Raw genomic sequence first — 22309 nt, forward strand, 5'->3', positions numbered from 1 at the left:
AGGGCAGTAGGGCCGGTTCGAGCGCCCCTTAAACATATTCCCCTACTCCCCTACTGCCTTATTCCCCTAACCACTGATCCGTGATCTCGAAGCGCTCGGAAACGCCGACACGGATCATGTTCAGGCTGCCCTCGCGGGTGTAGCGGAATTCACCTGATGCGTTCGAGCCGGCGGGCCGACCGGCCTGGAAGCTGATGACGCGGGTGCCGCCATCGGGCCAGGTCACGGTGACCTCGGCTTTGTCGCCCGTGCGGACAACGCCTGCCTTGCAGCTGGTCATCGGCTGGCCGACATGGCGCGCGCAAGGAATCTCGTTGCGGGCACCCAGGGCCGGCGCGGGCCTGCCTGGGGGCTGCAGCCGCGCGACGGTTTGCGCGTTGGCCGGAGGCGCCGCATTGGCGGCGCGCTTGCGGATGGGCTTGTCCGCTGCCGCGGGCGCCTGCGTCTCGCCGGCCGAAGGATTTTCGCTGGCAGCAAGCGCCAGGCGGTAAGCATCCTCGATGGCCGCCCTGCCGATTGCCTCAACGGCAGTCACCGTGGCTTCGCGACCGGTCGCGTCCAGGCGCGCCGTCAGGTCCGGCGGCGGCTGATCTGCAGTTGCCGGGTTCGAGGCCTCGGCTGCAGCGGCCGTGCTTTCGCCGGTCGCTTCGATATCCGCATCCGTAACGGCCGCCGGATTCTCGGGGTTCAGGTAGCGCGCGGGAGCCCATCCCGCCAGTTGCGGGTTGTCAATTTCTGCGACCTTGCACCAACGATAGCCATTGACGTCGTTGCAGCCGAGATTGTTGACGCTCGTGCCATTCGGCAGCCGAGCCTTGATCTTGCCCATCGCCGATGCCGTGGCGCGGACGTTCAGGAGATCGCCCGGAGCGAGGTCGGTCACGATGGAGACGAACGGCGCTTCCTCGGCCCTGGCCGGCAGCAGCGCCGTCAGCAGGAGAGGGGCGGCAATCAGCAGCGTCGTCCGGAGCGTAACTGTGCGCCTCATCATTTTGGCCGTGGGCGATAGAAGCATTTCCGAAGGCGCGGCCAGGCACCGAATCGCCACCGCATTCCAGGACGATTTTATAAGCGACGACATGGCGCTATGTAAGCCGGAAAATGCGGCTGGGGAATGGTGTTCGGTCCACGGCATGCGCAAGCTCAGCCGGGCATGAGCTCGTACCTCGCTCAGCCTGAGGCATGAACGCGTTGCGGGCAGCCGGACATGAATGCGTTGCGTTCAGCCGGGCGGCATGAACTCGTGCCTCGTTCAGCCTGGCATAAATCCGGTGCGCAGCGCGTAGGCCCATTCCGGCCGTCCTGCCTGCTCGGCCTGCCGTGCTGCCGCCTCATGGTCATAGTCGACGGCGATGGCTTCGAAGCGGTCGGGGCGGCCCGGCTCACCCAGTTCGACGATGCCGTAGCGTGCATGCGGAGAGCCTTGCTCGGAGACATGCGCCGGTGGCGTGTCGTCGCCATAAGCGGGGCAGCCGATGCTGCCCGGATTGAAGACCACCGGGCCGTCCGGGATACGGATCAGTTCGCTGCGGTGGCTGTGGCCACACAGCACGATGCGGCAAGCCGGATCGAGCGCGGCCAGCCGCCGCTTGATGGCGACCAGCGGCGCGCGCGCCAGCCGGCCGTCGGTCATTGTATCGGTCAGGTATTTTTCGTCATGGTCGGGTCGGGCATGAAAGGCGGTCACGGCTGGGGCGATCTCCAGCGTGAGCGGCAAGGTCAACAGTGCCTCGCGCTGGGCCGATGTCAGCCGTTCCTGCGCATATCGGTCGGACGGCCACATGGCATCGGGGTGTCGCGGGCGACGCGGCGGTCGTGGTTGCCGCGCACCGTCGGCAGGGCGAGCGCTTCAAGCCGCTCCATGGTTTCGCGCGGCCAGAGCGGGCCGGAGACGCAATCACCGAGATTGACTACAAGATCGGCGCCGCCGCGCTGCCGCAGATCGTCGAGCACGGCGTCCAGGGCGAGGACATTGCCGTGGATATCGGCGAGAACGGCAATGCGCATGGGAAGCTCCGTTGGGTCCACGAATGACTGGTCGGGAAGGGCGGACCTGGCAGGACCCAATTCCTGCAAGGCTATGCGCGGACTTCGATCTCGGAGGCGCCGACCGCGGGCAGAGCTGGGTCGTCGACGGCAGCGGCAATGACGCTATCGAGCAGGCCCGGAAAGCGGGCATTGAGATCGTCGCGGCGCAGCGTGATCAGCCGGCTGGTGCCGACGACCTCGGTTCGGGTGACGCCGGCCTCGCGCAATTTGGCCAGGTGGTAACTGAGATTGGTTTTTGAGCCGAGATCGAGGAACTGGCTGCAATTCAGCGGCACGCCTTCCTTGCTGGCGAGATAGCGCACGATGGCCAGCCGGGTGGGATCGCCGAGCACGGCAAGCACGTTCGGCAGGCTGATCTGGTCGGCGGTGGGGTGGGGCAGCGTCATGCCGGAGAACTAAGCGTAATCGGGGCCGATTTCAACGCATCTCCTTTTGGTGGATGCCCGCAGTTTCCACCTCCCGCTACCTTGTCCTGACATAGAGCTGTCAGCAGGGTTCGGCTATTCTCGGCTGGCCTCATTGACACCATGCCTCATTACGTACAATTGTTCAATAACTTTTGAACTAAGGATTTCACTATGGACACGCGCCTCTTCTGGCTTGCGCTCGGGTCGTTTACGATCGCGACCGAAGGCTTCGTCATCTCCAGCCTGCTGCCCGACATCGCGGGAGATGCCGGCATCTCGGTTCCACTCGCCGGCGCGCTGATCACCGCCTTCGCGCTCGCCTATGCGCTCGGCACACCGATCCTGGCGACGCTGACCGGCGAATGGGACCGGCGACGCGTCATCTTGTGGACGCTGGTGTTTTTCGTGCTGGGCAACCTGGCGGCGGCGCTCAGTTCCTCCTTCGAACTGCTGCTGATCGCGCGCATCATCATGGCGCTGTCGTCCGGCCTGTTTGCGGCGACGGCGCAGGGGACGGCCGTGGCGCTTGTCGATGATCATCACCGCGCCCGCGCCATTGCGGTCGTCGTCGGCGGCACCACGGTCGCGGTGGCGGTCGGCGCACCGCTCGGCGCGCTTGTCGCGACGGTTGCGGGTTGGCGCGGCACGTTCTTTGCCATCGCCGGGCTCGGCGCACTGGCCGGCGCAATCCTGTGGTACCGGCTGCCGCGCGGCATCATCGGCACCAAACTGCCGCTCAGGCAGCGGCTGGCCGCAACGCTTCGCCCCGGCGTGCCATCGATCCTGCTGACTACACTTTTGGCGCTCACCGGCGCCTTCACTGTCTTTGCCTTTGTCGCGCCGCTAGCCATCGAAGGCGGCGGCTTGAGCCCGATCGCGCTGCCCGGCATGCTGCTTGCGTTCGGTGTCGGCGCCGTCATCGGCAACATCGCCGGCGGGCAGGCTGCCGACCGCTTCGGTGCGACGCGCACCGTCAGCTGGTCGCTGGCGCTGAGTGCGGTCATGCTGGTGATGCTTTCGGTCATCCCGGCCTTCCTGCCGCACAGCATCGCCGGGCCGGCGCTGATGGCCATGATGGTGCCGTGGGGCATCGTCGGCTGGGCCTTCCCGCCGGCGCAGGCCAGCCGCATCATCAGGCTGGCGCCCGACGCAGCGCCCATCGTGCTGTCGCTCAACGGTTCGGCGCTCTATCTCGGCGTGGCGCTGGGCGCCGTCGTTGGCGGCGCGGTGCTGCGCTATGGCGCGCCGGCTGATCTCGGCCTGGTCGCAGCGGTGTTCCCGATCCTGGGTCTTGGCGTCATGCTGGCCGGCCACCGGGCCGCCCGGGCGGTGGCCATGCCGGCGGAGTAAAGGGAGATCGCAGAAGCGTGGCGCTGTCCTCATCGCGCTGCCGGGCAGAATTTGGGTTCCTCTCCCCACGCACATCTAGCGGAGCTAGGAACCCAGGTCCTCCCCACACTACTTCCAGGTCCGGCGCCTCTCGATCTCCGCTTCGGATGGCTGTTGCTGGGCGAAGGATCCAGTCTTGATCTCACCGGCGCGTTCATAGCTCGCTATGATGACCCCGGTGGTCGATGCCTGTGAACGGTTCAGCTTGAAAGCCGCCGGGATTGCGCCGCTGCCAAACAGCCGCTTGCCCTTGCCCAGCACCAGCGGGAAGGTCAGCAGGCTGATCTCGTCGATCAGGTCGTTGGCGAGCAAGGTCTGGATCAGCTCGCTCGAACCCTGGATGAGCAGGTCGGGGCCGTCCTCCTGCTTGAGCCGGCGCAGGGTGGCCACGACGGCGTCGCCAAGCGATTGGCTGTTTTGCCACGACAGCGTATCGGGCCGGTGGGTGGCCACATATTTGGTGACGGCGTTAAAACGGTCGGCGATCTGACTGCTCTCCTGGTAGGGCCAATGCGCGGCGAAGATGTCGTAGGTCTTGCGGCCGAGGAGCAGCGCGAAGGGTTTTGCGAAGATCTCACCGATGAAGGCGCCCCCGACGTCATCCCAGTAATGGAACGTCCAGCCACCGAATTCGAAGCCGCCGACCGGGTCTTCTTCCGGCCCGCCAGGCGCCTGCATGACGCCGTCGAGGCTGACGAATGTCGCAGTGATGATCTTCCTCATTGGATTCTCCCTTTTCACTATCTGTGCCGTCGGTGCCGGATTTCGGCCAAAGGACGTGCGAGCGGACGCCGGTCCGAGAGGGCCGGAAAATTTCTGGGCTCCGGCGCATGTCGAGCGGCAAGCACGGGACGCCTCGCCGCGGCGATGTCATTGCGACCGCCTGCCGCCAACATCTTGCGACGAGAACCAGACGTCGCCGATGACGGCGGTGGCGGTGCGGTCCGGTGCCTTGTCGGCCGTCAGCCAGATCTTGCGGCTGCGTGCCGCCTTGTCGCGGTGGATTTTCGTCGAGGGGGTTGCCGCCGAGGCGCCGATGCAAGGGATAAACCATGATCGCATGAACGGATCGCAGGCAAACCCCTTGTCCGTGCGCGTCACCATCACCGCGAGGCCAATGCGCTCGGCCGGACGCCACGGAAAGACCATGCGGCCGCCGGGCTTCAGCGCCTTCAGCCATTCGGCTGGGGGTGCCGCAACGCCGGCATTGACATAGATGATGTCGGACGGTGGCAGGCCGCCGACGACCGCATCGCCATGGATGGCGGTCACATTGCCATAGGCTTCGAGATTCTTGCTCGCACGGTCGGCGAGACTGGAATCCAGTTCAAAGGCGGTGACTGCGCCGCCCGGCGAAACCAGTTTTGCCAGCAGAGCTGTGTAATAGCCGCTGCCGGCGCCGACATGAGTGACGGCCTCGCCGGGTTTTGGCGCCACCTTGCCGATCCACATGGCATGCAGGAACGGCTCGCCATTGTTGATTCCCTTTTCGGCGTCGAGTGACACCAGCACGTTCTGATAGATGTGAACAGGATCGGCGCTCGGCGTTTCTACCTTGCCGTTGCCGGCGACGACCGTCCACGGCCCGGGCCCGAGAAAAGCTTCGCGCGGCACCGCGGCGAACACGTCTTCGAGACGCGGATCGGCCGAACCTGCATTGGCAGCCATCAGTCGTGCGTAGAATTTTCGGGCTTCGGCAATTCTGGTCATGTCGCGTGAGAAAATAGCGCGATTGGCCGAATTGTCGCGCTCGCCCAACGAACACACTCAATGCATGGCCGAGAAAACGCTCCGCCGAAGCGGCGAAGCGCGGCGCAGTGCGCTAGTAAGATTATGTCGAGCTTATCGCCGACCTGATCGAGGACGGCAACGAGGCCCGCCAGGTCGACATCGCTGCGCGGCTCGGCGTCGCCCAGCCGACGGGGGCCAAGATGCTGACGCGGCCGGCAGTCCTGCCGGAACCGCCGCGTTGCCGCTGCGTTTGAGATGGTGCCAGCAATTGGCGCGAGACCGAGGAGGATACTATGGGCGTTGAACAGGCACCGACAGCGAAAGGCAAGCAAGCGGCCAAGGGATTGAAGCAGGCTGCGGCGAAGGACGAACGCAAGACCGAAGCGGATACTGGACGCCCGCTCAAGAAGGGCGCGGCCCGCTTCGACGAGCGCTCGAAAAGCTCGGACGGCAAGAGCGCGGGCACCAAGCAGAAGATCTGAGCGTGACCCGACAAGTCCAAGACCAGAAAAAGCGGGCAGGGCTCTCAGCCGTGGGTGTCATCCATGGACTGACCCCAGAGCCGGCGGCCCCTTCATGCGAAAAATACTGTGACTTGGCGCAACCATTGGGATAATTGTTTGTTGGGTCGGATCGGGCCATGAGATCGGCAGGTTACCGATACGCGCGTCGCGGAGAGTCGCCATGCTCTGGAAGGGTCGTCGTCAGAGTGACAACGTGGAGGACCAACGCGGCCAGGGCGGCGGGTTCAACCTGCCGCGCGGCGGCCCCGGCCGTCTCCGCATCCCGATCGGCGGCCGTTCCGGCGGCGGAATGTCGCTGTCGACCATCATCATTCTCGTGGTCCTCTATTTCGGCCTGAAGGCCATCGGCATCGACCCTCTGCAGATCCTGGCCGGCGGTGGCGGCTTGGCGCCGGGCGGCGGCGGTCAGATCACCGACAACAGCGGGGAGGGCACCGGTGCGCCGGCCTCCGACGAGATGAAGCAGTTCGTCTCGACGGTGCTGGCCGAGACCGAGGACACCTGGAGCGGCATTTTCCAGGCCGAGGGCCTGACATACGAAGACCCCAAGCTGGTCCTGTTCAGCGGGCAAATCCGTTCGGCTTGCGGCTTCGCCTCTTCCGCGGCCGGCCCGTTCTACTGCCCCGGCGACCGCAAGGTCTATCTCGACACCACCTTCTTCCAGCAGCTCGACCAGCAATTCGGCGCTTCGGGCGATTTTGCCCAGGCCTATGTGATCGCGCATGAGGTCGGCCATCATGTGCAGAACCTCACCGGTATCCTGCCCAAGTTCAACCAGATGCGCCAGCAGATGGGCGAGGCCGAGGCCAACCACATGTCGGTGCAGGTCGAGCTCCAGGCGGACTGCTTCGCCGGCGTCTGGGCGCATTTCACCGGGCAGAAAGGCATTCTGGAACAGGGCGACATGGACGAGGCGCTAAACGCCGCCCAGCAGATCGGCGACGACACGATGCAGAAGAAGACGCAGGGCTATGTCGTGCCGGAAAGCTTCAACCATGGTACCTCGGAGCAGCGTCAGACCTGGCTGGCGCGCGGCTACAGGAGCGGCAAGCTCTCGGACTGCGATACGTTCAACACCCCGATCTGAGGTGGTTGGACTCTCGTTGAATGGCGTTGAAAGCGGCCGCGATGCAGCCGCATTCATGTCGACAGTTGATGTCAGGATCAAATTTCCTGACGCGTTCCCTTATTGTTCTGTGTGGCTGACTCGCCTCTAAATGGCCCTTCCGCCTTTGCTGCGAGGCGGCTCCAGGAGTCGATACCGTCATGATCGAAGCCAGAACCCAGGCGGGGCCTTGCGCTTGTTTTCACCACGCTGCTGCTCGACATCACCGGCATCGGCATCATCATGCCGGTGCTGCCGGCCTATCTGCAGGAGCTGACCGGCGTCGGTGTCAGCGAAGCGGCGATCGAAGGCGGCTGGCTGTTCTTCGTCTATGCGGCCATGCAGTTCCTGTTCGCCCCGCTGGTCGGCAATCTCAGCGACCGCTTCGGCCGTCGTCCGATCCTGCTGGCCTCGGTGCTGACCTTCGCCATCGACAATCTGATCTGCGCGGTGGCCTGGTCCTATTGGGTCCTGTTCATCGGCCGGGTGCTGGCCGGCATCAGCGGCGCCAGCTATTCGACAGCCTCCGCCTTCATCGCCGATGTCAGCACCGACGAGAACAGGGCGAAGAATTTCGGCCTGCTTGGCATCGCCTTCGGCGTCGGTTTCGTCATCGGCCCGGTGCTGGGCGGGTTGCTCGGCGAATTCGGGCCGCGCGTGCCGTTCTGGGGCGCGGCGGTGCTTGCTCTGATCAACTTCATCGTCGGCTGGTTCTTCCTGCCGGAAACGCTGGAGCAGCATCACCGGCGCCGCTTCGAATGGCGCCGCGCCAATCCTCTCGGCGCCCTGAAGCAGATGCGAAATTACAAGGGGATCGGCTGGATCGGGCTGGTGTTCTTCCTGATGACGCTCGGTCACATGATGTACCCTGCCGTGTGGTCGTTCGTCGGCAGTTACCGCTACGGCTGGAGCGAGCAGCAGATCGGCTTCTCACTCGGCGTCTTCGGCCTTGGCGGGGCACTGGTGATGGGTTTTGTCCTGCCGCGCGTCATCCCACGGCTCGGCGAATGGCGGACCGCCGCGATCGGCCTTGCTTTTACCGCGCTCGCCGCCTTCGGCTATGCCGCGGCGTGGAAGGGCTGGATGATCTATGCGGTGATCGTGGCGACCTGCCTCGAGGCGCTGGCCGACCCGCCGCTGCGGAGCCTGGCGGCGGCCAAGGTGCCGCCCTCCGCGCAAGGCGAATTGCAAGGTGCGATGACGAGCGTGTTTTCGATCACCAGCATCATCACGCCGCTGCTTTATACGGGAATCTTCGCCTGGTTCACCGGGCCGAGCGCGCCGGTGACGTTCGGCGGCGCGCCCTTTGTGCTCGGCGGCATTTTTCTTGCTTTGTCGCTGATCGCGTTTGTGCTCAGGGTCGAAAGACCGGTCGCGGTGAAAGACGTCACGACCGCGACGGTGCGAACCTGAATCAGGCGCGCTCCGCCAGCGCCGGCTCGCCGCGCTTTTCGCGGATGAGATTGACGAAGCGGCGGAACAGATAGTGCGAATCCTGCGGGCCCGGCGAGGCTTCGGGATGATGCTGGACCGAGAACACAGGCCTGCCTGTCAGTGTGATGCCGCAGTTCGAGCCGTCGAACAGCGAGACGTGGGTTTCTTCGACGCCGCTCGGCAATGAGTCGGCGTCGACGGCAAAGCCGTGGTTCATCGAGACGATCTCGACCTTGCCGGTAGTGTGATCCTTGACCGGATGGTTGGCGCCGTGATGGCCCTGATGCATTTTGGCGGTTTTGCCGCCGAGCGCCAGCGCCAGCATCTGGTGGCCGAGGCAGATGCCGAAGACCGGGATGTCGGTCTTCAGCAGGTCCCGGATGACCGGAACGGCATAGTCGCCGGTGGCTTCCGGATCACCGGGACCGTTGGAGAGAAAGATGCCGTCGGGCCGCATGGCGAGGACCTCCTCGGCGCCGGTTTTGGCCGGCACCACGGTGACCTTGGCGCCCAGGCCGGCAAGCAGGCGCAATATGTTGCGCTTTACGCCGTAGTCGATGGCGACGACATGCATGGACGGATCGGTCTGTTCGCCAAAACCCTCGTTCCAGACCCAGGGCGTCTCGCGCCAGACCGAGGACTGGCCAGAAGTGACGTCCTTGGCTAGGTCAAGCCCGATCAGGCCGGACCAGGCGGCGGCGCGGCGCTTCAGATCGTCGATGTCGAAAATGCCGTCGGGCGCGTGCGCGATGACGGCGTTGGGCATGCCCTTTTCACGGATCAGCGCGGTCAGCGCGCGGGTGTCGATGCCCGAAAGCGCCACGATGCCACGTTTCTTTAGCCATTGGTCGAGACCAGAAGCGGCGCGATAGCTGGACGGATTGGTGACGTCGGCCTTGAACACGGCGCCGACGGCGCCGGCTCGCGCGACCGGGTTCAGATCCTCGATGTCCTCGTCATTGGTGCCGATATTGCCGATATGCGGAAAGGTGAAGGTGACGATCTGGCCGGCATAGGACGGGTCGGTGAGGATTTCCTGATAGCCTGTCAGCGCGGTGTTGAAGCAAACCTCGGCGACGGCGGAGCCAGCGGCGCCAAGGCCGTGGCCCTCGATGACGGTGCCGTCGGCCAGCACCAGCAAGGCGGTCGGCTTCTCGGTGGCCCAAGGGGGGGTTGACGTGGCGGTCATCGTTGCCATGCGGCACTCCTAAAGGCTGCGCCTTCAATCGGTCCAGCGAACCATTCTGCGCAGCAAACCGCGCGCAGCGGCGACTTCGCAGCCAGCGGGCGCAAGCTTTTCGTGTGTGCACATCGTTGTCCCAAAACCGCTACGCGCTTTTGGGCGACGTGCACTAGAATTCAGTTCATGCAAGGCCCAGTACATAGGGGAAGGCGCCAGAGCGGTCAATGATGCCACGCCCGCAGGCGCGATTTATTTCGTCGAGCAATATCAGCGGTTTGCCGGGTGGCGTCGAATTTGCCTTGGGCATTCGGTACGGCTATTGTCCGTCGCATTCGAAGGAGAAAGCATCATGCGCGGCAAAATCGCCGAATCCCTGAAGAGCGCGATGAAGGCGCAGGACAAGCGTCGGCTGCCGACACTGCGGCTGATCCAGGCGGCCATTCACGACCGCGACATCGCCAATCGCGGCGCCGGCAAGGAGCCGGCCAGCGACGACGAGATCCTGCAGATACTGGCCAAGATGGTGAAGCAGCGCGAAGAGTCGGCCAAGGCTTTCGACGACGGCAAACGGCCGGAGCTTGCCGCGCAGGAGCGCGACGAGATGGCCATCATCCGCGATTTCCTGCCGACACAACTGGGGCAGGCCGAGACCGAAACAGCGATCCGCGCCGCCATCGCCGAGACCGGCGCCAGCGGCGTCAAGGACATGGGCAAGGTGATGACCGCACTCAAGGAGAAATACGCCGGCCAGATGGATTTTTCCAGGGCGAGCGGCATCGTCAAGGGACTGCTGCAGTAGGGATTTTTCCCGCTGCAGCCATGCTCAAAGGCCTCGAAAGAGGCCACCGCGAGGAGCCAGCGCTGGCCGGTTGTGGATGATCCTCAAGCGCACTTTGGTTTCTGAGAGCGCGGTGTAGCTCGCACCGACAGGTTCAGTGCCACGGCGGCGCGAATGAGCGCCTTCAGCGCCTCTTCATCGATCGTGTCTCCCTCATGGATATCGATGGCGCGCCTGGTGTTGCCTTCGAGGCTGGAGTTGAAGAGGCCAGATGGGTCCTCCAGCGTGGCGCCCTTGGCGAAGGTCATCTTGACGACATCCTTGTACGTCTCACCGGTGCAGATAATTCCGGCGTGCTCCCACACCGGAACCCCTCTCCACTTCCACTCCTCGACCACTTCGGGATCGGCCTGCTTGATGAGGGTTCGGATCCGAGCGAGCATCTCGCCCCGCCAATCGCTCAACTCGTTGATTCTCGCATCTATCAACTGAGAGGGAGTGTCTCCTCCTTCTCCCTCCTTCGAGCCGCTCTTCTTCATGGCTGTTGTCGCTTTGGTCATGATTGGTCCCAGTGGCTTTGTGCACGTCGGCGTTTGGCGTCTCACGACGGCATCGATGGGCAAGCCATTTGCCGTTCCGGCGCGTTCGACAAACTCTCGACATCGAGGAGGAACCTTCGTCGCTCCAGACCCGTTTTGCAACGAGGATCATACGAAAAACGGAGCTTCGATTTGGCGGCGCGTTTGTTGAACATTGTCGGCGCCGCCACCAGCGCCGGCGCCTATTCGCCAGGGCAGGAGCAAGCCCCCGCCGCCTTTCGGCGACATGGGCTCGCAGAGGCGCTTGCGAGCCGAGGCAGAACCATCAGGGATCACGGCGATGTTGCATCGTTCCGGTGGCGACCGGATCGCTCGCGGCCGCAGGCCATGAACCTGGAGGCCGTGCGCCACGTCTGTAACTTGGTCGCAAGCGAAGTGGCGACGGCGATCGCAGCGCAGGAGGACGTGCTTGTTTTGGGCGGCGATTGTACTGTGGAGCTGGGAACGGTCGCCGGAGCGAACGCGGCCGGCGCGCGGATCGGACTCATCTACATAGACTTCGACGCCGATCTCAACACACCTGACACGAGCGACGGCGCGCTGGACTGGACCGGTGTCGCTCATCTGCTCGATATTCCCGGGTGCGAGCCTTCACTCGCTACGCTCGGCCCAGCGCGTCCGATGCTCGTGCCTCAGCAGCTTCTCTATTTCGGCGTCGAGAACATCACTCCGCCCGAAGCCACCGCGATCAGAGATCACGCGATCAAGGTCATATCGCGTGAGGAAGCTTTGAGTGATATCGAGGCAGCGGCGGCGCGCGCGGCCGAATGGGCGGCGCGCTTTGACTGCGTGCTCATTCACTTCGACGTCGACGCACTCTCCTTTATCGATTTTCCGATCGCCGAGAATGTGCGCCGTTGCGATGGTCTCAAGCTGGAGCAGGCAGCCTTCGTGCTAAAGCAGTTAACCGCCCTGCCGCAGTGGCGCGGCCTGACCATCACGGAAGTTAATCCGGCTCATGCGCCAGACGAGCCCGCCGCGTTCGCCCGCTTGAATGAGGTGCTTGCGGACGCCCTTGGCTAATTCGCGATGCGTCTCACATTCGTTCGCCGGGCAATTGGCTGGCTTGCTTCACCCAGGCGGCAAACTGAGCTTCGTCGAGCTGGTCCTCACAAATGTCGAGGTAGCGCACTTCCTTGTGTTTGGATTCGCCGGGAGGCACAGGACGCAGTGACGTGCCCCGGAAGAAGGTCACTTTGACGTAGCGGGTGAAGACATGGAACGACAGGAACCAGCCCTGGCCCTCGATGCCGTAAAATGGCGAGTTCCATTTGACGGCCTTGTGCACGCTGGGGACAGTGCGCACGATGATTGCGTCGAGACGCCGTCCGACATCGCTTTTCCAGCCCGGCATGGCCGCGATGTAGGCCTGCACCGGAGCGTCGCCTTCAGCCTTCGCGATCTGGGGTTGCCGCCTGCGAGGAGTGCCGGCTTCGCTTCCTTGCCGGACTGCGGCTTTGCCGTCGCCTTGCGCGGTTTGTTTGCCGCGACCCGCTTGGCGGCGGCCTTAGCCGACTTCTCGGACCTGTGGTCGGCCATTGTGTTCACTCCAAAGTAGGTGGACCCAATCGATGACATTTGATTTTAGAAAGCCGCCCCTGAAGATCAACTTCGGAATCTTGTCCATCTCCGTCACCCAATAGGCGCACGGGTGGAGGCTTCTCCTCCAAAGGGCAGACGTCGCGGAGGCGACCCGGATGCCTGCCGGCGCAGCCGACTATTCGGCAGCGGCCGGCAACGGCGGCATCGTGTTTCGGCGCCACTCCCAGATATGCGAGGCAAGCGCGACCGCCACGGCGACCAGCATGGCTATTGCGCCAACCACCGGCAGGCTGCGATAGCCATAGCCGGCGTTGAGCATGGCGGCGCCGAGCGAGGCGGCCAGCGCGATGCCGACATTGAAGCCGGCCGGGATGAGCGAAGAGGCGAGATTGGAGGCATCCGCCGTCCAGGTCAGGATACGGGTCTGGATCGGGGTGCCGATGGCAAAGCTGAGACCGCCCCAGATAAAGATCGCCACCACCATCGGCACCGGGTACGGGCTGACGGCGTAAATGACGGCAAGTGTCACCGCCTGCATGAAAAGCATGGTGATGAGTGACGGCATCAGTTTCCAGTCGGCGAGCCGCCCGCCAAGGAAGACACCGATCGTCGCGCCGACACCGTTGAGCAGCAGCACCCAGGGCACCAGGTCCTCGTCGACGCCGGTGACTTCAAGCATCGTCGGCGTGATGTAGGTGAACAGGGCGAACTGGCCGATCATCAGCATCAGCATGAGGATCAGCGACGTCCAGACCTGCTGGCGTGCGAGGACGCGAACCTCGCTGCCAAAACTGACGGACTGGCGCGACGATCCCGTCTTGCGCGGCAGGAGGGTGGCCATGGCGGCGATGGAAACCATGCCAAGCGCGCACATCACCCAGAATGTCGCGCGCCACCCCCAGATATTGCCGATCGACGTGCCGGCCGGCACGCCGATGACATTGGAGACCGTGAGACCCGACAGGATGAGCGCAACGGCCATTCCACGCTGATCCTGGCGGACCAGGCCGACCGCAACCACCATTGCGATGCCGAAATAGGCGCCGTGCGCCACGGCTACCGCAATCCGCAGCAGCAACATGGAGGCGAAGTCGGGTGCAAGGGCGCAGGCGGCCTGGCCGATGGTGAAGGCTGCGGCAAGGCCAAGCAGCAACGCCTTGCGGGAAAGCGTCTTGGTGGCGAGCGTCAGCAGCGGTCCGCCGATCGCGATGCCGCCGGCATAGCCGGAGACGAGGTAGCCGGCGGTTGGGATGGAGACGCCAAGGCCGTCCGCCACCTGCGGCAGCACGCCGGCGATGACGAACTCGGTGGTGCCGAATGCGAACGCAGCGATGAACAGGGCGATGAGGGGAAGCATGGCGCGGAAGGGCGGTCCTTGAATGAGATGGCTCAAATCACGAACGAGAGCGGCGGGCAATCCAGAAATTGTCGACGCCGCTTCAGGTTTTCTTGATCGGGCTGATGAGGCGGTTTTTTCTTCCCCCCCCCCTTTGTTGTGGGAGAGGACAAGGATCACCCGGCCTTCAGCCGCGAGCCGGTGAGCAGGCCGCGTTCCTCGAGCACGGGGTAGGCCATTGAGGCGAGCAGCGAATTGATCTGCTTCAGGTCGCGGATAGTGTCGAGATGGATGGAGCTGGTCTCGACGCTCTTGGCGGTGCCATCGCGCAGCCGCACGAAATGGCTGGCGCTGGTCTCCTTCTCGCGGTCGCGCAGCCGATCCTTTTCCAGCACCAGCTGGCGGGCGGTCTCCGGATCGCGCGAGACCAGCACGTTGAAGGCAAGCCGTGCGTTGGCGAGCACCGAAGCGTGGAAGCCGCATAGCTCCCGCCAGCCCTCGGGCGTGAACTCCAGCCCGCGCTCGAGCTTCTTCCTGACATGCACCAGCATGTTGCGCACGATGATGTCGCCGACCTGTTCGAGCTTGACGCAGGCGCCGATCAACTCCTGGCAGCGCAGCGCCTCGTCCTCGCTCAGCGGGTTCCTGGTGACCTTGGCCAGATAGAGCTTTATCGACGCATGCTTCTTGTCGACGCGGTCGTCGAGCGCGGCCAGCGCCTTGATCTTGTCGGCGTCGGCGCTCTCATAGAGCTCGATGATGCGCTTCAGCATGATCTCGACCGTCTCGCAGACCCGCACCACCTCGCGGGTGGCGTTGGCCAGCGCCTGGCTCGGCACGTCGAGGGCGCTGTCGTTGAGCGCGGACAACTCGACGACGTCGAGCGCTTCTGCCGGCGCCGGTTTGGTGCCGAGCGCCACGATCTTTTCCGAAACGCGGTAGACGAGGCCGGCCAGTGGCAGGCCGGCGACCAGGATCAGGACGTTGAAGAGGATATGGGCGTTGACGATCTGGTCGGGCACGGCGGCGCCGATTAAGGCGACCGGCGGCTTCAACCACAGGAACAGGATCAGCATGGCCAGCGAGCCCATGCCGCGCATCAGGAGATTGCCGATCGGTACGACACGCACGCCCGGCTCCGCATTGCGGGTGAGCAGCGGCGCGATGATCGACGAGCCCAGATTGACGCCGAGCACCAGCACGATGCCGAGTTCGGGCGGGATGAAGCCGCGGCCGGCGAGCGTCACCATCAAAAGGACCGCGGCGATCGAGGAATGGAACAGCCAGGTGACCAGCGCCGCCAGCAGATAGGCGGTGACCGGATCGCTGGAGAAGTAATCGACGACGACCGGCATTAGTGTGCTCTGGCGCAGCGGCTCCGAGGCTTGGCCGACCATTTCCAGCGACAACACCAGCAGGCCGATGCCGACCAGGATGCGGCCGAACTGGCGCCAGTCGCGCCGCTCGGTGGCCATGAACATGACGGTGCCGGCGACAAGACAGACCGGCACCAGCAGCGATAGGTCGAAGGTGAGCAGCTTGACCACCAGCGCCGAGCCGATCTCGGCGCCGCGCACGGCAAGCTGGCCCGATATGCCGCTGACGATGCCGGCGCCGGCGAAGGAGCCGACCAGCAAGGTGACGGCGGTGGAGCTTTGCAGGGAGATCGCCAGGGCGCAGCCGGCCAGAACCGCCATGAAAGGATTGCGCATGGTCGCGCGCAGCTTGTGGCGCAGCACATCGCCATAGGCGCGCTCGACACCTGTCTTCACCAAGCGGGTGGCAAACAGCATCAGCGCCACCGCGCCGGCAAGATGCAGCAGAACGACCGAACCGCTCATGTCAGGCTCGCATTCCGACAGGCGCCAGCGATACGGGAGCCGTCACGGCAAAGAGGCAAAAGAGGGGGCGAATCAAGGACATTGCAAAGGTCGATACTACTCCGATTCCTTTTAGCCGGATAATAAATTTTGCCCAATTCGGCCGGCTGTTGGTGCGCGATAGGGCGTGTCGGAAATGGATGGATCGCAAAATGGTTGCATTGCCGGCCGGCTTCTGGATGGTCGCGCGGTCGAGTGCCGACGGCCCTTTCAGATCAGGTCTGAGGTGAGTGTTGAATTAGCTGTTATAAATATGTGAAATCATTACAAAAACGTAATCCGCGTGTTCAGTTTCGGTTCATTCTTCGGACTCTATTGCTTGGGCATCGACAACCAAGGAGTACCCGTCATGAAACGTATCATTCTTTCCGCAGTCGCCGTAACGATGCTGGCTGCGACGTCCCTGCAGGGCCAGGCAGCGCCGTTGAACGCGCCGAATGCACCGCAGTCGACCTATAGCCAGGTCGACTGGAAGAAGCCGGACAGGCACGTGAAGAAGCGCATCGTGGTGAAAAAGAAAGTCGTGGTGACGAGGAACCATTGGCGCAACGGCCAGAAATATTCGAGCTGGAAGCGCCACCAGCCGATCCGCGACTATCGCCACTATGGCCTGCGTCGTCCGGGCCGTGGCCAGGAATGGATCCGCGTCGGCAACGACTATCTCTTGGTCAGCGTCGTGTCCGGCATCATCTTCGGCGCGATTGCCGCGCACTGACCGTCAAAACGTCGACCTGCGCAATGCCGGATAAGAAGGAAGGCGGCTTGCAAAGGCCGCCTTCCTTTTTGCCCTGTGAAAACCGGGTATGTTCCGCTTTAGGAGTCGTCGGGTTTCGCCGGCGTGATTATATGGAGGGCAAACGAGCCGTTCCCGATGCGCTTTCCACCTGCCTTCCTCGACGAGATACGCGACCGCGTGCCGATTTCATCGGTGATCGGCCAGCGCGTTGCGTGGGACAGGAAGAAAACCAACGCGCCGCGCGGCGACTATTGGGCGTGCTGTCCCTTCCATGGCGAGAAGAGCCCGTCCTTCCACTGCGAGGACAAGAAGGGCCGCTACCATTGCTTCGGCTGCTCGGTTTCGGGCGATCACTTCAAATTCCTCACCGAACTCGACGGGATGAGCTTTCCCGAAGCGGTCGAGAAGATCGCCGATATGGCCGGGGTGCCGATGCCGGTTCGCGATGCCGAGGAGGAACGGCGCGAAAAGGAACGCGCCAGCCTGACCGAAATCATGGAAATGGCGACCGCCTTCTTCCAGGAGCGGCTGCAGGGACCAGAAGGTGCAAAAGCCCGCGCCTATCTGCGCGACCGCGGGCTGACGCCGGCGACGCAGCAATCGTTCCGGCTCGGCTATGCCCCGGACAGCCGCAACGCGCTGAAGGAGCATCTTGCCGCCAAGGGCGTGCCCAAGGCCGATATCGAGGCATGCGGGCTGGTGCGCCATGGCGACGACGTTCCGGTTTCCTACGATTGGTTCCGCGACCGCATCATGTTCCCGATCCCGGATTCCAGAGGCAAGATAATCGCTTTTGGCGGGCGGGCGCTGGCAGCCGATGCGCTTGCCAAATACATGAATTCGCCCGACACCGAGCTCTTCCACAAGGGCAATGTGCTCTACAATTTCGCCCGCGCGCGCCAAGTACTGGGAAAGGGGACACTGGGAAAGGGGGCGCTGGCCAAGGGCGGCACGGTGATCGCCGTCGAGGGCTATATGGACGTGATCGCGCTGGCGCAGGCCGGTTTCGAGAATGTCGTGGCGCCGCTCGGCACCGCGCTGACCGAAAACCAGCTCGAACTCCTGTGGCGGATGGCCGGCGAGCCGGTGCTGTGCTTTGATGGCGACCAGGCCGGACTGAAGGCGGCATGGCGCGCCGCCGACATGGCGCTGCCGGCGGTCCAGGCAGGCCGATCGGTGCGCTTTGCGCTTCTGCCCGAAGGCAAGGACCCCGACGATCTGGTCAAGGCCGAAGGGCCGCACGCGTTTCGCGCCGTGCTTTCCGAGGCGCGGCCGCTCGCCGACCTTTTGTGGATGCGCGAAACGGCCGGCGGAATCTTCGACACGCCGGAACGGCGGGCGGCACTGGAAAAGACGCTGCGCGAACTGACCAGCCGCATCCGCGACGAGAGCTTGCGCTATCACTACCAACAGGAAATGCGCGAGCGGGTGCTAAGCTTTTTCGGCGCCCAGCGCAGCGCGCGCCAAGCTTATCAAGGGGGGCGCCAGGATGGGCGGCCCGGCGGGCGCTTTCAGGGCAAGGGCTCAACTCCCGGCGGACAGTTCGCACGCGGCGGCAATGCCGGCGGACGCACCGCGATCACCGAAAGCCTTGGCCGCTCGGCGCTGGTCAAACGCGGCAGCGAGGGGATGTCGGTGCGCGAGGCGACGATCATCGCAGCTCTTGTCAATCATCCGGCGCTGATCGATGAGAATTTCGCGCATGTCGAGTTTCTCGACCTCGCCAACACCGATCTGAAGCGGCTGCATGCCGCGATCCTCGATGCGATGGCGCATGACATGGCCAACGACCGCAACGCGGTGATCGCGACGATCGAACGGGCCGGTTGCGGCGAGATCTGGGCACGCGTGGTGGCGCTGATCAAACGGGCGCGGCAATGGCCGGCGCTGGAAACAGCCGGACTTGACGATGCCCGCGACGCCTTCAGCCAGGCGCTCCACTTGCAGCGCAGCGCGCGCACCTTACATAAGGAGCTGAAACAGGCAGAAGCGGCGCTCGCCAGCGATCCCACGGACGAAAATTACCGGCATCTCGTGGAGATCCAGGCGCAATTTCGTGATGTGCAAGCAACGGAAGCGCTGATCGAAGGGTTCGGCGTGTCATCGGGCCGGGCTGGGCGGGTGTAGGTCGAAGCTTACGAAAGAGTGAAAGTGCAGACCCTGCTTGCGCGCCGAATCAGCCGCGGCGCTTTAAGTCGGGTAAATGATTCGCTTTTTTCATGCGAATCATGCGAGAGGCGCTTGACCTTCTGGCAGAATAACGGAATCAGGACGATTCGAAACGTTAACCCGCGCCGGCGTCGACGGAAATGCAGCGATGTGAGGTACCGGTCACTGGACAGGCAGTCAGCCTGACACAGATACCAGGGTTAATCTGGACTTAACGAGAGATGCAGTTACTGGCCCGGGGAAGCGCGTTCCAGCGCGAGCGCATCTGATTTAACCGGTACGGCAGCTTACGCGGCTTGATACTTATGCGGCTAGATACTCGGCCGCTTGGAGAAAATATAGAATGGCGACAAAAGAAAAGGAAGAGGTCGAGACCGAACGTGAAGGCGCCACCGATGGCCCTCTGCTCGACCTTTCCGACGATGCTGTCAAGAAGATGATCAAGGCCGCCAAGAAGCGCGGCTATGTCACCATGGACGAACTGAATTCGGTGCTGCCCTCGGAGGAAGTGACCTCCGAGCAGATCGAGGACACGATGGCCATGCTCTCCGACATGGGCATCAACGTGGTCGAGGATGACGAGCAGGGCGAGGAGCCCGAAGCCGCCGATGCGGCTGCCGACGCCGAGGAAGACGCCAACGAACTGGCCGAGCAGACCGGTACCGCCGTTGCTGCGACGACCACCAAGAAAGAGCCGACCGATCGTACCGACGATCCGGTTCGCATGTATCTGCGCGAAATGGGCTCAGTCGAGCTTCTGTCGCGCGAGGGCGAAATCGCGATCGCCAAGCGCATCGAGGCCGGCCGTGAGACGATGATCGCGGGCCTGTGCGAAAGCCCGCTGACCTTCCAGGCCATCATCATCTGGCGTGACGAGCTCAACGAATCGAAGATCCTGTTGCGCGAGATCATCGACCTCGAAGCGACCTATGCCGGACCGGAGGCCAAGCAGGCGCCGGTGGTCGAGCGGATCGAGGAAGCCAAGACCGAGGACAAGCCGCGCCGTTCGCGCGAGGACGAGGACGACATCACCAATGTCGGCGGCGACACGCGCGGTCTGACTGATGACGACGAGGAAGACGAGGACGAAGCCAGCCTGTCGTTGGCGGCGATGGAAGCGGAGCTGCGCCCGCAGGTGATGGAGACGCTCGACGTCATCGCCGATACCTACAAGAAGTTGCGCAAGCTGCAGGACCAGCAGGTCGAGAACCGGCTGGCAGCCGCCGGCACGCTGTCGCCCAGCCAGGACCGCCGGCTGAAGGAGCTGAAGGACCAGCTGATCAAGGCGGTGAAGTCGCTATCCCTGAACACGGCGCGCATCGAGGCGCTGGTCGAGCAGCTCTACGACATCAACAAGCGCCTGGTGCAGAACGAAGGCAAGCTGTTGCGGCTGGCCGAAAGCTATGGCGTGCGCCGCGAGGAATTCCTGAAGGAGTACCAGGGCTCGGAGCTCGATCCGAACTGGACGCGCTCGATCGGCAATCTGACCTCGCGCGGCTGGAAGGAATTCACCAAGAACGAAAAGGACGCGATCCGCGACCTGCGCGCCGAGATCCAGAACCTCGCCACCGAGACGGCGATCTCGATCCAGGAATTCCGCAGGATCGTCAACCAGGTGCAGAAGGGCGAGCGCGAAGCCGCGATCGCCAAGAAGGAAATGGTCGAGGCCAATCTGCGCCTCGTCATTTCCATCGCCAAGAAATACACCAATCGCGGCCTGCAATTCCTCGACCTGATCCAGGAAGGCAATATCGGCCTGATGAAGGCGGTCGATAAGTTCGAATACCGCCGCGGCTACAAGTTCTCGACCTATGCGACGTGGTGGATCCGGCAAGCGATCACCCGCTCGATCGCCGACCAGGCGCGCACCATCCGCATTCCGGTGCATATGATCGAGACGATCAACAAGATCGTGCGCACCTCGCGCCAGATGCTGCACGAGATCGGCCGCGAGCCGACGCCGGAGGAACTGGCGGAAAAACTCGCCATGCCACTCGAAAAAGTGCGCAAGGTGCTGAAGATCGCCAAGGAGCCGATTTCGCTCGAAACTCCGGTCGGTGACGAGGAGGATTCGCATCTCGGCGATTTCATCGAGGACAAGATGGCGATCCTGCCGATCGACGCGGCGATCCAGGCCAATCTGCGCGAGACGACGACGCGGGTGCTTGCTTCGCTCACCCCGCGTGAAGAGCGCGTGCTCAGAATGCGTTTCGGCATCGGCATGAACACCGACCACACGCTGGAGGAAGTCGGCCAGCAGTTCTCAGTCACCCGCGAGCGCATCCGCCAGATCGAAGCCAAGGCGCTGCGCAAACTCAAGCACCCGAGCCGCTCGCGCAAGCTGCGAAGCTTCCTCGACAGCTGATGCCGGGCAACGAATAAGCAATTTAAAGGGCGCTGCGGCGCCCTTTTTTGTGCGTGCCGCAGAGATGGTCTGGCGACGGTGAGGTTGTTGTTGCAGCACACCTGCTGTGGGAGGATAATCGCGTGTCGGATGCAATTTCTGGGCGACAAACCCGGATGCCCGCCCCGGCAGTGACGCCGTGCTCCGAGGCCCCGGAGGGAGGTGTGCATGACAACTTATATCGTGCTGATCAACTGGACGGAGCAGGGCGCCAAAAATGTGCGCGAGTCGCCGAAGCGGCTCGATGCTGCCAAGAAGCTGCTGGGAGACATGGGCGGCTCGTTCAAGGCCTTTTATCTCACCATGGGCGAATGCGATATGGTGGCAGTCGTCGAAGCGCCCGACGATGCGGTGCTCGCTCGTTTCTCGCTGATGCTGGCGACAGGCGGTAACGTGAGGACGCGGACGCTCAAGGCTTTCCCGGAATTGGCCTATCGCGAGATCGTCGCCTCGCTCGGCTGAGGCGTTGCGCGGCTCGCGCAAGCTGCCGGACATCGGACGGTCAGGCGCCGCTTGACGGCGCCCGGCCAATCTGGCCCGAAGGTGGCTGGCCCGGAAGCGTCTGGCCCGAAAGTGGCTGGCCCGAAATGTTGCGGGGCGAAGGTATTTCCCTGATAGTCAGCGCAGCCACTTCAGCTCGCGTCTCGAGACACATGCCCAAGCCCCTGCTGACCATCTGGTACAATACCCGTTGTCCGGTTTGCGATGCCGGCATTAGCCGGCAGAAGCGGCGGCTGGTCGAGGCGATCAAGGCCGGGCGAATCGCGTTTCGCGACATCAATGCCGAACCGGCGGCGCTGGCCGGATACGGCGTGTCGCTGGACGACATCCGCCGCCGGCTGCACGCAACCGCGGACGGCAAGCTGCTGGTCGGCGCCGACGTCGCAATTGCCGTCTGGCTGAGAACGCCGGGCGAGGGCTGGCTGGCGGCGCTGTTCGGCAACCGCGCCGTGCTGCCGCTGACGCGCTATGCCTATGATCGCTTCGCTGATCTTCTCTATGCCTGGAATCGGCGCAAGGGCCGCTGGTAGCCGGTATTTCGT

20 protein-coding genes and 3 pseudogenes are annotated in these 22309 nt (G+C 63.7%); 13 read left to right on the forward strand and 10 right to left on the reverse strand.

All coding sequences use genetic code 11. From position 1 onward, the window contains the following. Positions 1 to 58: 58 nt before the first annotated feature. On the reverse strand, positions 59 to 829 hold the full coding sequence (locus NMG70_RS25845) for an SH3 domain-containing protein (protein WP_436798459.1): 771 nt from the start codon (positions 827 to 829) through the stop codon (positions 59 to 61). Positions 830 to 884: 55 nt separating this feature from the next. Here NMG70_RS25845 and NMG70_RS25850 point away from each other — a divergent pair, with 55 nt between their 5' ends. Further along, entirely contained in the window at positions 885 to 1157 is a 273-nt protein-coding gene (locus tag NMG70_RS25850) for a hypothetical protein (RefSeq protein ID WP_254027367.1), read from the forward strand. Positions 1158 to 1252: 95 nt separating this feature from the next. On the opposite strand, the pseudogene NMG70_RS33055 reads toward NMG70_RS25850, so the two are convergent. Continuing rightward, a pseudogene (locus NMG70_RS33055) lies at positions 1253 to 2007 on the reverse strand (metallophosphoesterase family protein). A 71-nt stretch (positions 2008 to 2078) separates the two neighbouring features. Continuing rightward, positions 2079 to 2435, reverse strand: coding sequence for an ArsR/SmtB family transcription factor (locus tag NMG70_RS25865; protein WP_027151146.1), 357 nt, complete (start codon positions 2433 to 2435; stop codon positions 2079 to 2081). Positions 2436 to 2627: 192 nt separating this feature from the next. Between NMG70_RS25865 and NMG70_RS25870 the strand changes: the two genes are divergently transcribed. Next, complete coding sequence (locus NMG70_RS25870; RefSeq protein ID WP_254027144.1) at positions 2628 to 3806, forward strand: MFS transporter; 1179 nt, start codon at positions 2628 to 2630, stop codon at positions 3804 to 3806. A gap of 108 nt (positions 3807 to 3914) precedes the next feature. Here the strand turns inward: NMG70_RS25870 and NMG70_RS25875 are convergent, their stop codons facing one another. Both NMG70_RS25875 and NMG70_RS25880 read right to left on the reverse strand, forming a co-directional pair. After that, positions 3915 to 4568 carry a dihydrofolate reductase family protein gene (locus NMG70_RS25875; RefSeq protein ID WP_254027145.1) on the reverse strand — a complete coding sequence of 218 codons (654 nt, stop codon included), beginning with the start codon at positions 4566 to 4568 and terminating at the stop codon, positions 3915 to 3917. A gap of 147 nt (positions 4569 to 4715) precedes the next feature. Further along, the gene (locus NMG70_RS25880; protein ID WP_254027146.1) at positions 4716 to 5555 is read right to left on the reverse strand and encodes a protein-L-isoaspartate O-methyltransferase family protein; all 840 of its coding nucleotides are present in this window, start codon (positions 5553 to 5555) and stop codon (positions 4716 to 4718) included. 82 nt (positions 5556 to 5637) lie between these two features. Between NMG70_RS25880 and NMG70_RS25885 the strand changes: the two are divergent. The 4 genes and pseudogenes from NMG70_RS25885 to NMG70_RS25900 form a co-directional block, all read left to right on the forward strand. Continuing rightward, a pseudogene (locus NMG70_RS25885) lies at positions 5638 to 5788 on the forward strand (manganese-binding transcriptional regulator MntR); the annotation flags it as partial. Positions 5789 to 5869: 81 nt separating this feature from the next. Beyond that, on the forward strand, positions 5870 to 6058 hold the full coding sequence (locus NMG70_RS25890) for a hypothetical protein (protein WP_077379834.1): 189 nt from the start codon (positions 5870 to 5872) through the stop codon (positions 6056 to 6058). A 202-nt stretch (positions 6059 to 6260) separates the two neighbouring features. After that, positions 6261 to 7187, forward strand: coding sequence for a KPN_02809 family neutral zinc metallopeptidase (gene ypfJ / locus NMG70_RS25895; protein WP_254027147.1), 927 nt, complete (start codon positions 6261 to 6263; stop codon positions 7185 to 7187). A 228-nt stretch (positions 7188 to 7415) separates the two neighbouring features. Further along, a complete protein-coding gene (locus NMG70_RS25900) occupies positions 7416 to 8618 on the forward strand; it encodes a TCR/Tet family MFS transporter (RefSeq protein WP_367185594.1) in 1203 nt (400 codons plus the stop codon). A 1-nt stretch (position 8619) separates the two neighbouring features. On the opposite strand, the gene carA is transcribed toward NMG70_RS25900, so the two are convergent. Further along, entirely contained in the window at positions 8620 to 9837 is a 1218-nt protein-coding gene (carA, locus tag NMG70_RS25905) for a glutamine-hydrolyzing carbamoyl-phosphate synthase small subunit (RefSeq protein ID WP_254027149.1), read from the reverse strand. A gap of 334 nt (positions 9838 to 10171) precedes the next feature. Between carA and NMG70_RS25910 the strand changes: the two genes are divergently transcribed. Then, positions 10172 to 10621 carry a GatB/YqeY domain-containing protein gene (locus tag NMG70_RS25910; RefSeq protein ID WP_254027150.1) on the forward strand — a complete coding sequence of 150 codons (450 nt, stop codon included), beginning with the start codon at positions 10172 to 10174 and terminating at the stop codon, positions 10619 to 10621. 83 nt (positions 10622 to 10704) lie between these two features. On the opposite strand, the gene NMG70_RS25915 is transcribed toward NMG70_RS25910, so the two are convergent. Next, entirely contained in the window at positions 10705 to 11160 is a 456-nt protein-coding gene (locus tag NMG70_RS25915; RefSeq protein WP_254027151.1) for a DUF1801 domain-containing protein, read from the reverse strand. Between the two features lie 171 nt (positions 11161 to 11331). On the opposite strand from NMG70_RS25915, the gene NMG70_RS25920 reads away from it, so the two are divergent. Further along, positions 11332 to 12222, forward strand: coding sequence for an arginase family protein (locus NMG70_RS25920; protein ID WP_254027152.1), 891 nt, complete (start codon positions 11332 to 11334; stop codon positions 12220 to 12222). Between the two features lie 13 nt (positions 12223 to 12235). On the opposite strand, the pseudogene NMG70_RS25925 reads toward NMG70_RS25920, so the two are convergent. The 3 genes and pseudogenes from NMG70_RS25925 to NMG70_RS25935 all read right to left on the reverse strand — a co-directional run bounded on the left by NMG70_RS25925 (position 12236) and on the right by NMG70_RS25935 (position 15918). Continuing rightward, a pseudogene (locus NMG70_RS25925) lies at positions 12236 to 12738 on the reverse strand (DUF1801 domain-containing protein). A gap of 178 nt (positions 12739 to 12916) precedes the next feature. Continuing rightward, positions 12917 to 14098: an MFS transporter gene (locus NMG70_RS25930; RefSeq protein WP_254027153.1), complete on the reverse strand. Its 1182-nt coding sequence runs from the start codon at positions 14096 to 14098 to the stop codon at positions 12917 to 12919. 155 nt (positions 14099 to 14253) lie between these two features. Continuing rightward, on the reverse strand, positions 14254 to 15918 hold the full coding sequence (locus tag NMG70_RS25935; protein ID WP_254027154.1) for a Na/Pi cotransporter family protein: 1665 nt from the start codon (positions 15916 to 15918) through the stop codon (positions 14254 to 14256). A gap of 388 nt (positions 15919 to 16306) precedes the next feature. Between NMG70_RS25935 and NMG70_RS25940 the strand changes: the two genes are divergently transcribed. The 5 genes from NMG70_RS25940 to NMG70_RS25960 all read left to right on the forward strand — a co-directional run bounded on the left by NMG70_RS25940 (position 16307) and on the right by NMG70_RS25960 (position 22297). Then, complete coding sequence (locus NMG70_RS25940) at positions 16307 to 16672, forward strand: RcnB family protein (protein ID WP_254027155.1); 366 nt, start codon at positions 16307 to 16309, stop codon at positions 16670 to 16672. A 156-nt stretch (positions 16673 to 16828) separates the two neighbouring features. Continuing rightward, positions 16829 to 18820 carry a DNA primase gene (dnaG, locus tag NMG70_RS25945; RefSeq protein ID WP_254027156.1) on the forward strand — a complete coding sequence of 664 codons (1992 nt, stop codon included), beginning with the start codon at positions 16829 to 16831 and terminating at the stop codon, positions 18818 to 18820. Positions 18821 to 19205: 385 nt separating this feature from the next. Then, positions 19206 to 21227, forward strand: a complete 2022-nt coding sequence (rpoD, locus tag NMG70_RS25950) for an RNA polymerase sigma factor RpoD (protein WP_254027157.1) — start codon at positions 19206 to 19208, stop codon at positions 21225 to 21227. A 207-nt stretch (positions 21228 to 21434) separates the two neighbouring features. Then, positions 21435 to 21728: a GYD domain-containing protein gene (locus tag NMG70_RS25955; protein ID WP_254021178.1), complete on the forward strand. Its 294-nt coding sequence runs from the start codon at positions 21435 to 21437 to the stop codon at positions 21726 to 21728. A 191-nt stretch (positions 21729 to 21919) separates the two neighbouring features. Continuing rightward, complete coding sequence (locus NMG70_RS25960; RefSeq protein WP_254027158.1) at positions 21920 to 22297, forward strand: thiol-disulfide oxidoreductase DCC family protein; 378 nt, start codon at positions 21920 to 21922, stop codon at positions 22295 to 22297. Positions 22298 to 22309 lie beyond the last annotated feature (12 nt).

The organism is Mesorhizobium ventifaucium (assembly GCF_935822925.1).
Lineage (GTDB): Bacteria > Pseudomonadota > Alphaproteobacteria > Rhizobiales > Rhizobiaceae > Mesorhizobium > Mesorhizobium ventifaucium.

Bases quoted from the DNA above. Each gene is read 5' to 3' on its own strand.
- NMG70_RS25845 (WP_436798459.1), bottom strand. From the start codon at position 829: ATGGGCAAGATCAAGGCTCGGCTGCCGAATGGCACGAGCGTCAACAAT.
- NMG70_RS25850 (WP_254027367.1), top strand. From the start codon at position 885: ATGGAGACGAACGGCGCTTCCTCGGCCCTGGCCGGCAGCAGCGCCGTC.
- NMG70_RS25865 (WP_027151146.1), bottom strand. From the start codon at position 2,435: ATGACGCTGCCCCACCCCACCGCCGACCAGATCAGCCTGCCGAACGTG.
- NMG70_RS25870 (WP_254027144.1), top strand. From the start codon at position 2,628: ATGGACACGCGCCTCTTCTGGCTTGCGCTCGGGTCGTTTACGATCGCG.
- NMG70_RS25875 (WP_254027145.1), bottom strand. From the start codon at position 4,568: ATGAGGAAGATCATCACTGCGACATTCGTCAGCCTCGACGGCGTCATG.
- NMG70_RS25880 (WP_254027146.1), bottom strand. From the start codon at position 5,555: ATGACCAGAATTGCCGAAGCCCGAAAATTCTACGCACGACTGATGGCT.
- NMG70_RS25890 (WP_077379834.1), top strand. From the start codon at position 5,870: ATGGGCGTTGAACAGGCACCGACAGCGAAAGGCAAGCAAGCGGCCAAG.
- ypfJ (WP_254027147.1), top strand. From the start codon at position 6,261: ATGCTCTGGAAGGGTCGTCGTCAGAGTGACAACGTGGAGGACCAACGC.
- carA (WP_254027149.1), bottom strand. From the start codon at position 9,837: ATGGCAACGATGACCGCCACGTCAACCCCCCCTTGGGCCACCGAGAAG.
- NMG70_RS25910 (WP_254027150.1), top strand. From the start codon at position 10,172: ATGCGCGGCAAAATCGCCGAATCCCTGAAGAGCGCGATGAAGGCGCAG.
- NMG70_RS25915 (WP_254027151.1), bottom strand. From the start codon at position 11,160: ATGACCAAAGCGACAACAGCCATGAAGAAGAGCGGCTCGAAGGAGGGA.
- NMG70_RS25930 (WP_254027153.1), bottom strand. From the start codon at position 14,098: ATGCTTCCCCTCATCGCCCTGTTCATCGCTGCGTTCGCATTCGGCACC.
- NMG70_RS25935 (WP_254027154.1), bottom strand. From the start codon at position 15,918: ATGAGCGGTTCGGTCGTTCTGCTGCATCTTGCCGGCGCGGTGGCGCTG.
- NMG70_RS25940 (WP_254027155.1), top strand. From the start codon at position 16,307: ATGAAACGTATCATTCTTTCCGCAGTCGCCGTAACGATGCTGGCTGCG.
- dnaG (WP_254027156.1), top strand. From the start codon at position 16,829: ATGCGCTTTCCACCTGCCTTCCTCGACGAGATACGCGACCGCGTGCCG.
- rpoD (WP_254027157.1), top strand. From the start codon at position 19,206: ATGGCGACAAAAGAAAAGGAAGAGGTCGAGACCGAACGTGAAGGCGCC.
- NMG70_RS25955 (WP_254021178.1), top strand. From the start codon at position 21,435: ATGACAACTTATATCGTGCTGATCAACTGGACGGAGCAGGGCGCCAAA.
- NMG70_RS25960 (WP_254027158.1), top strand. From the start codon at position 21,920: ATGCCCAAGCCCCTGCTGACCATCTGGTACAATACCCGTTGTCCGGTT.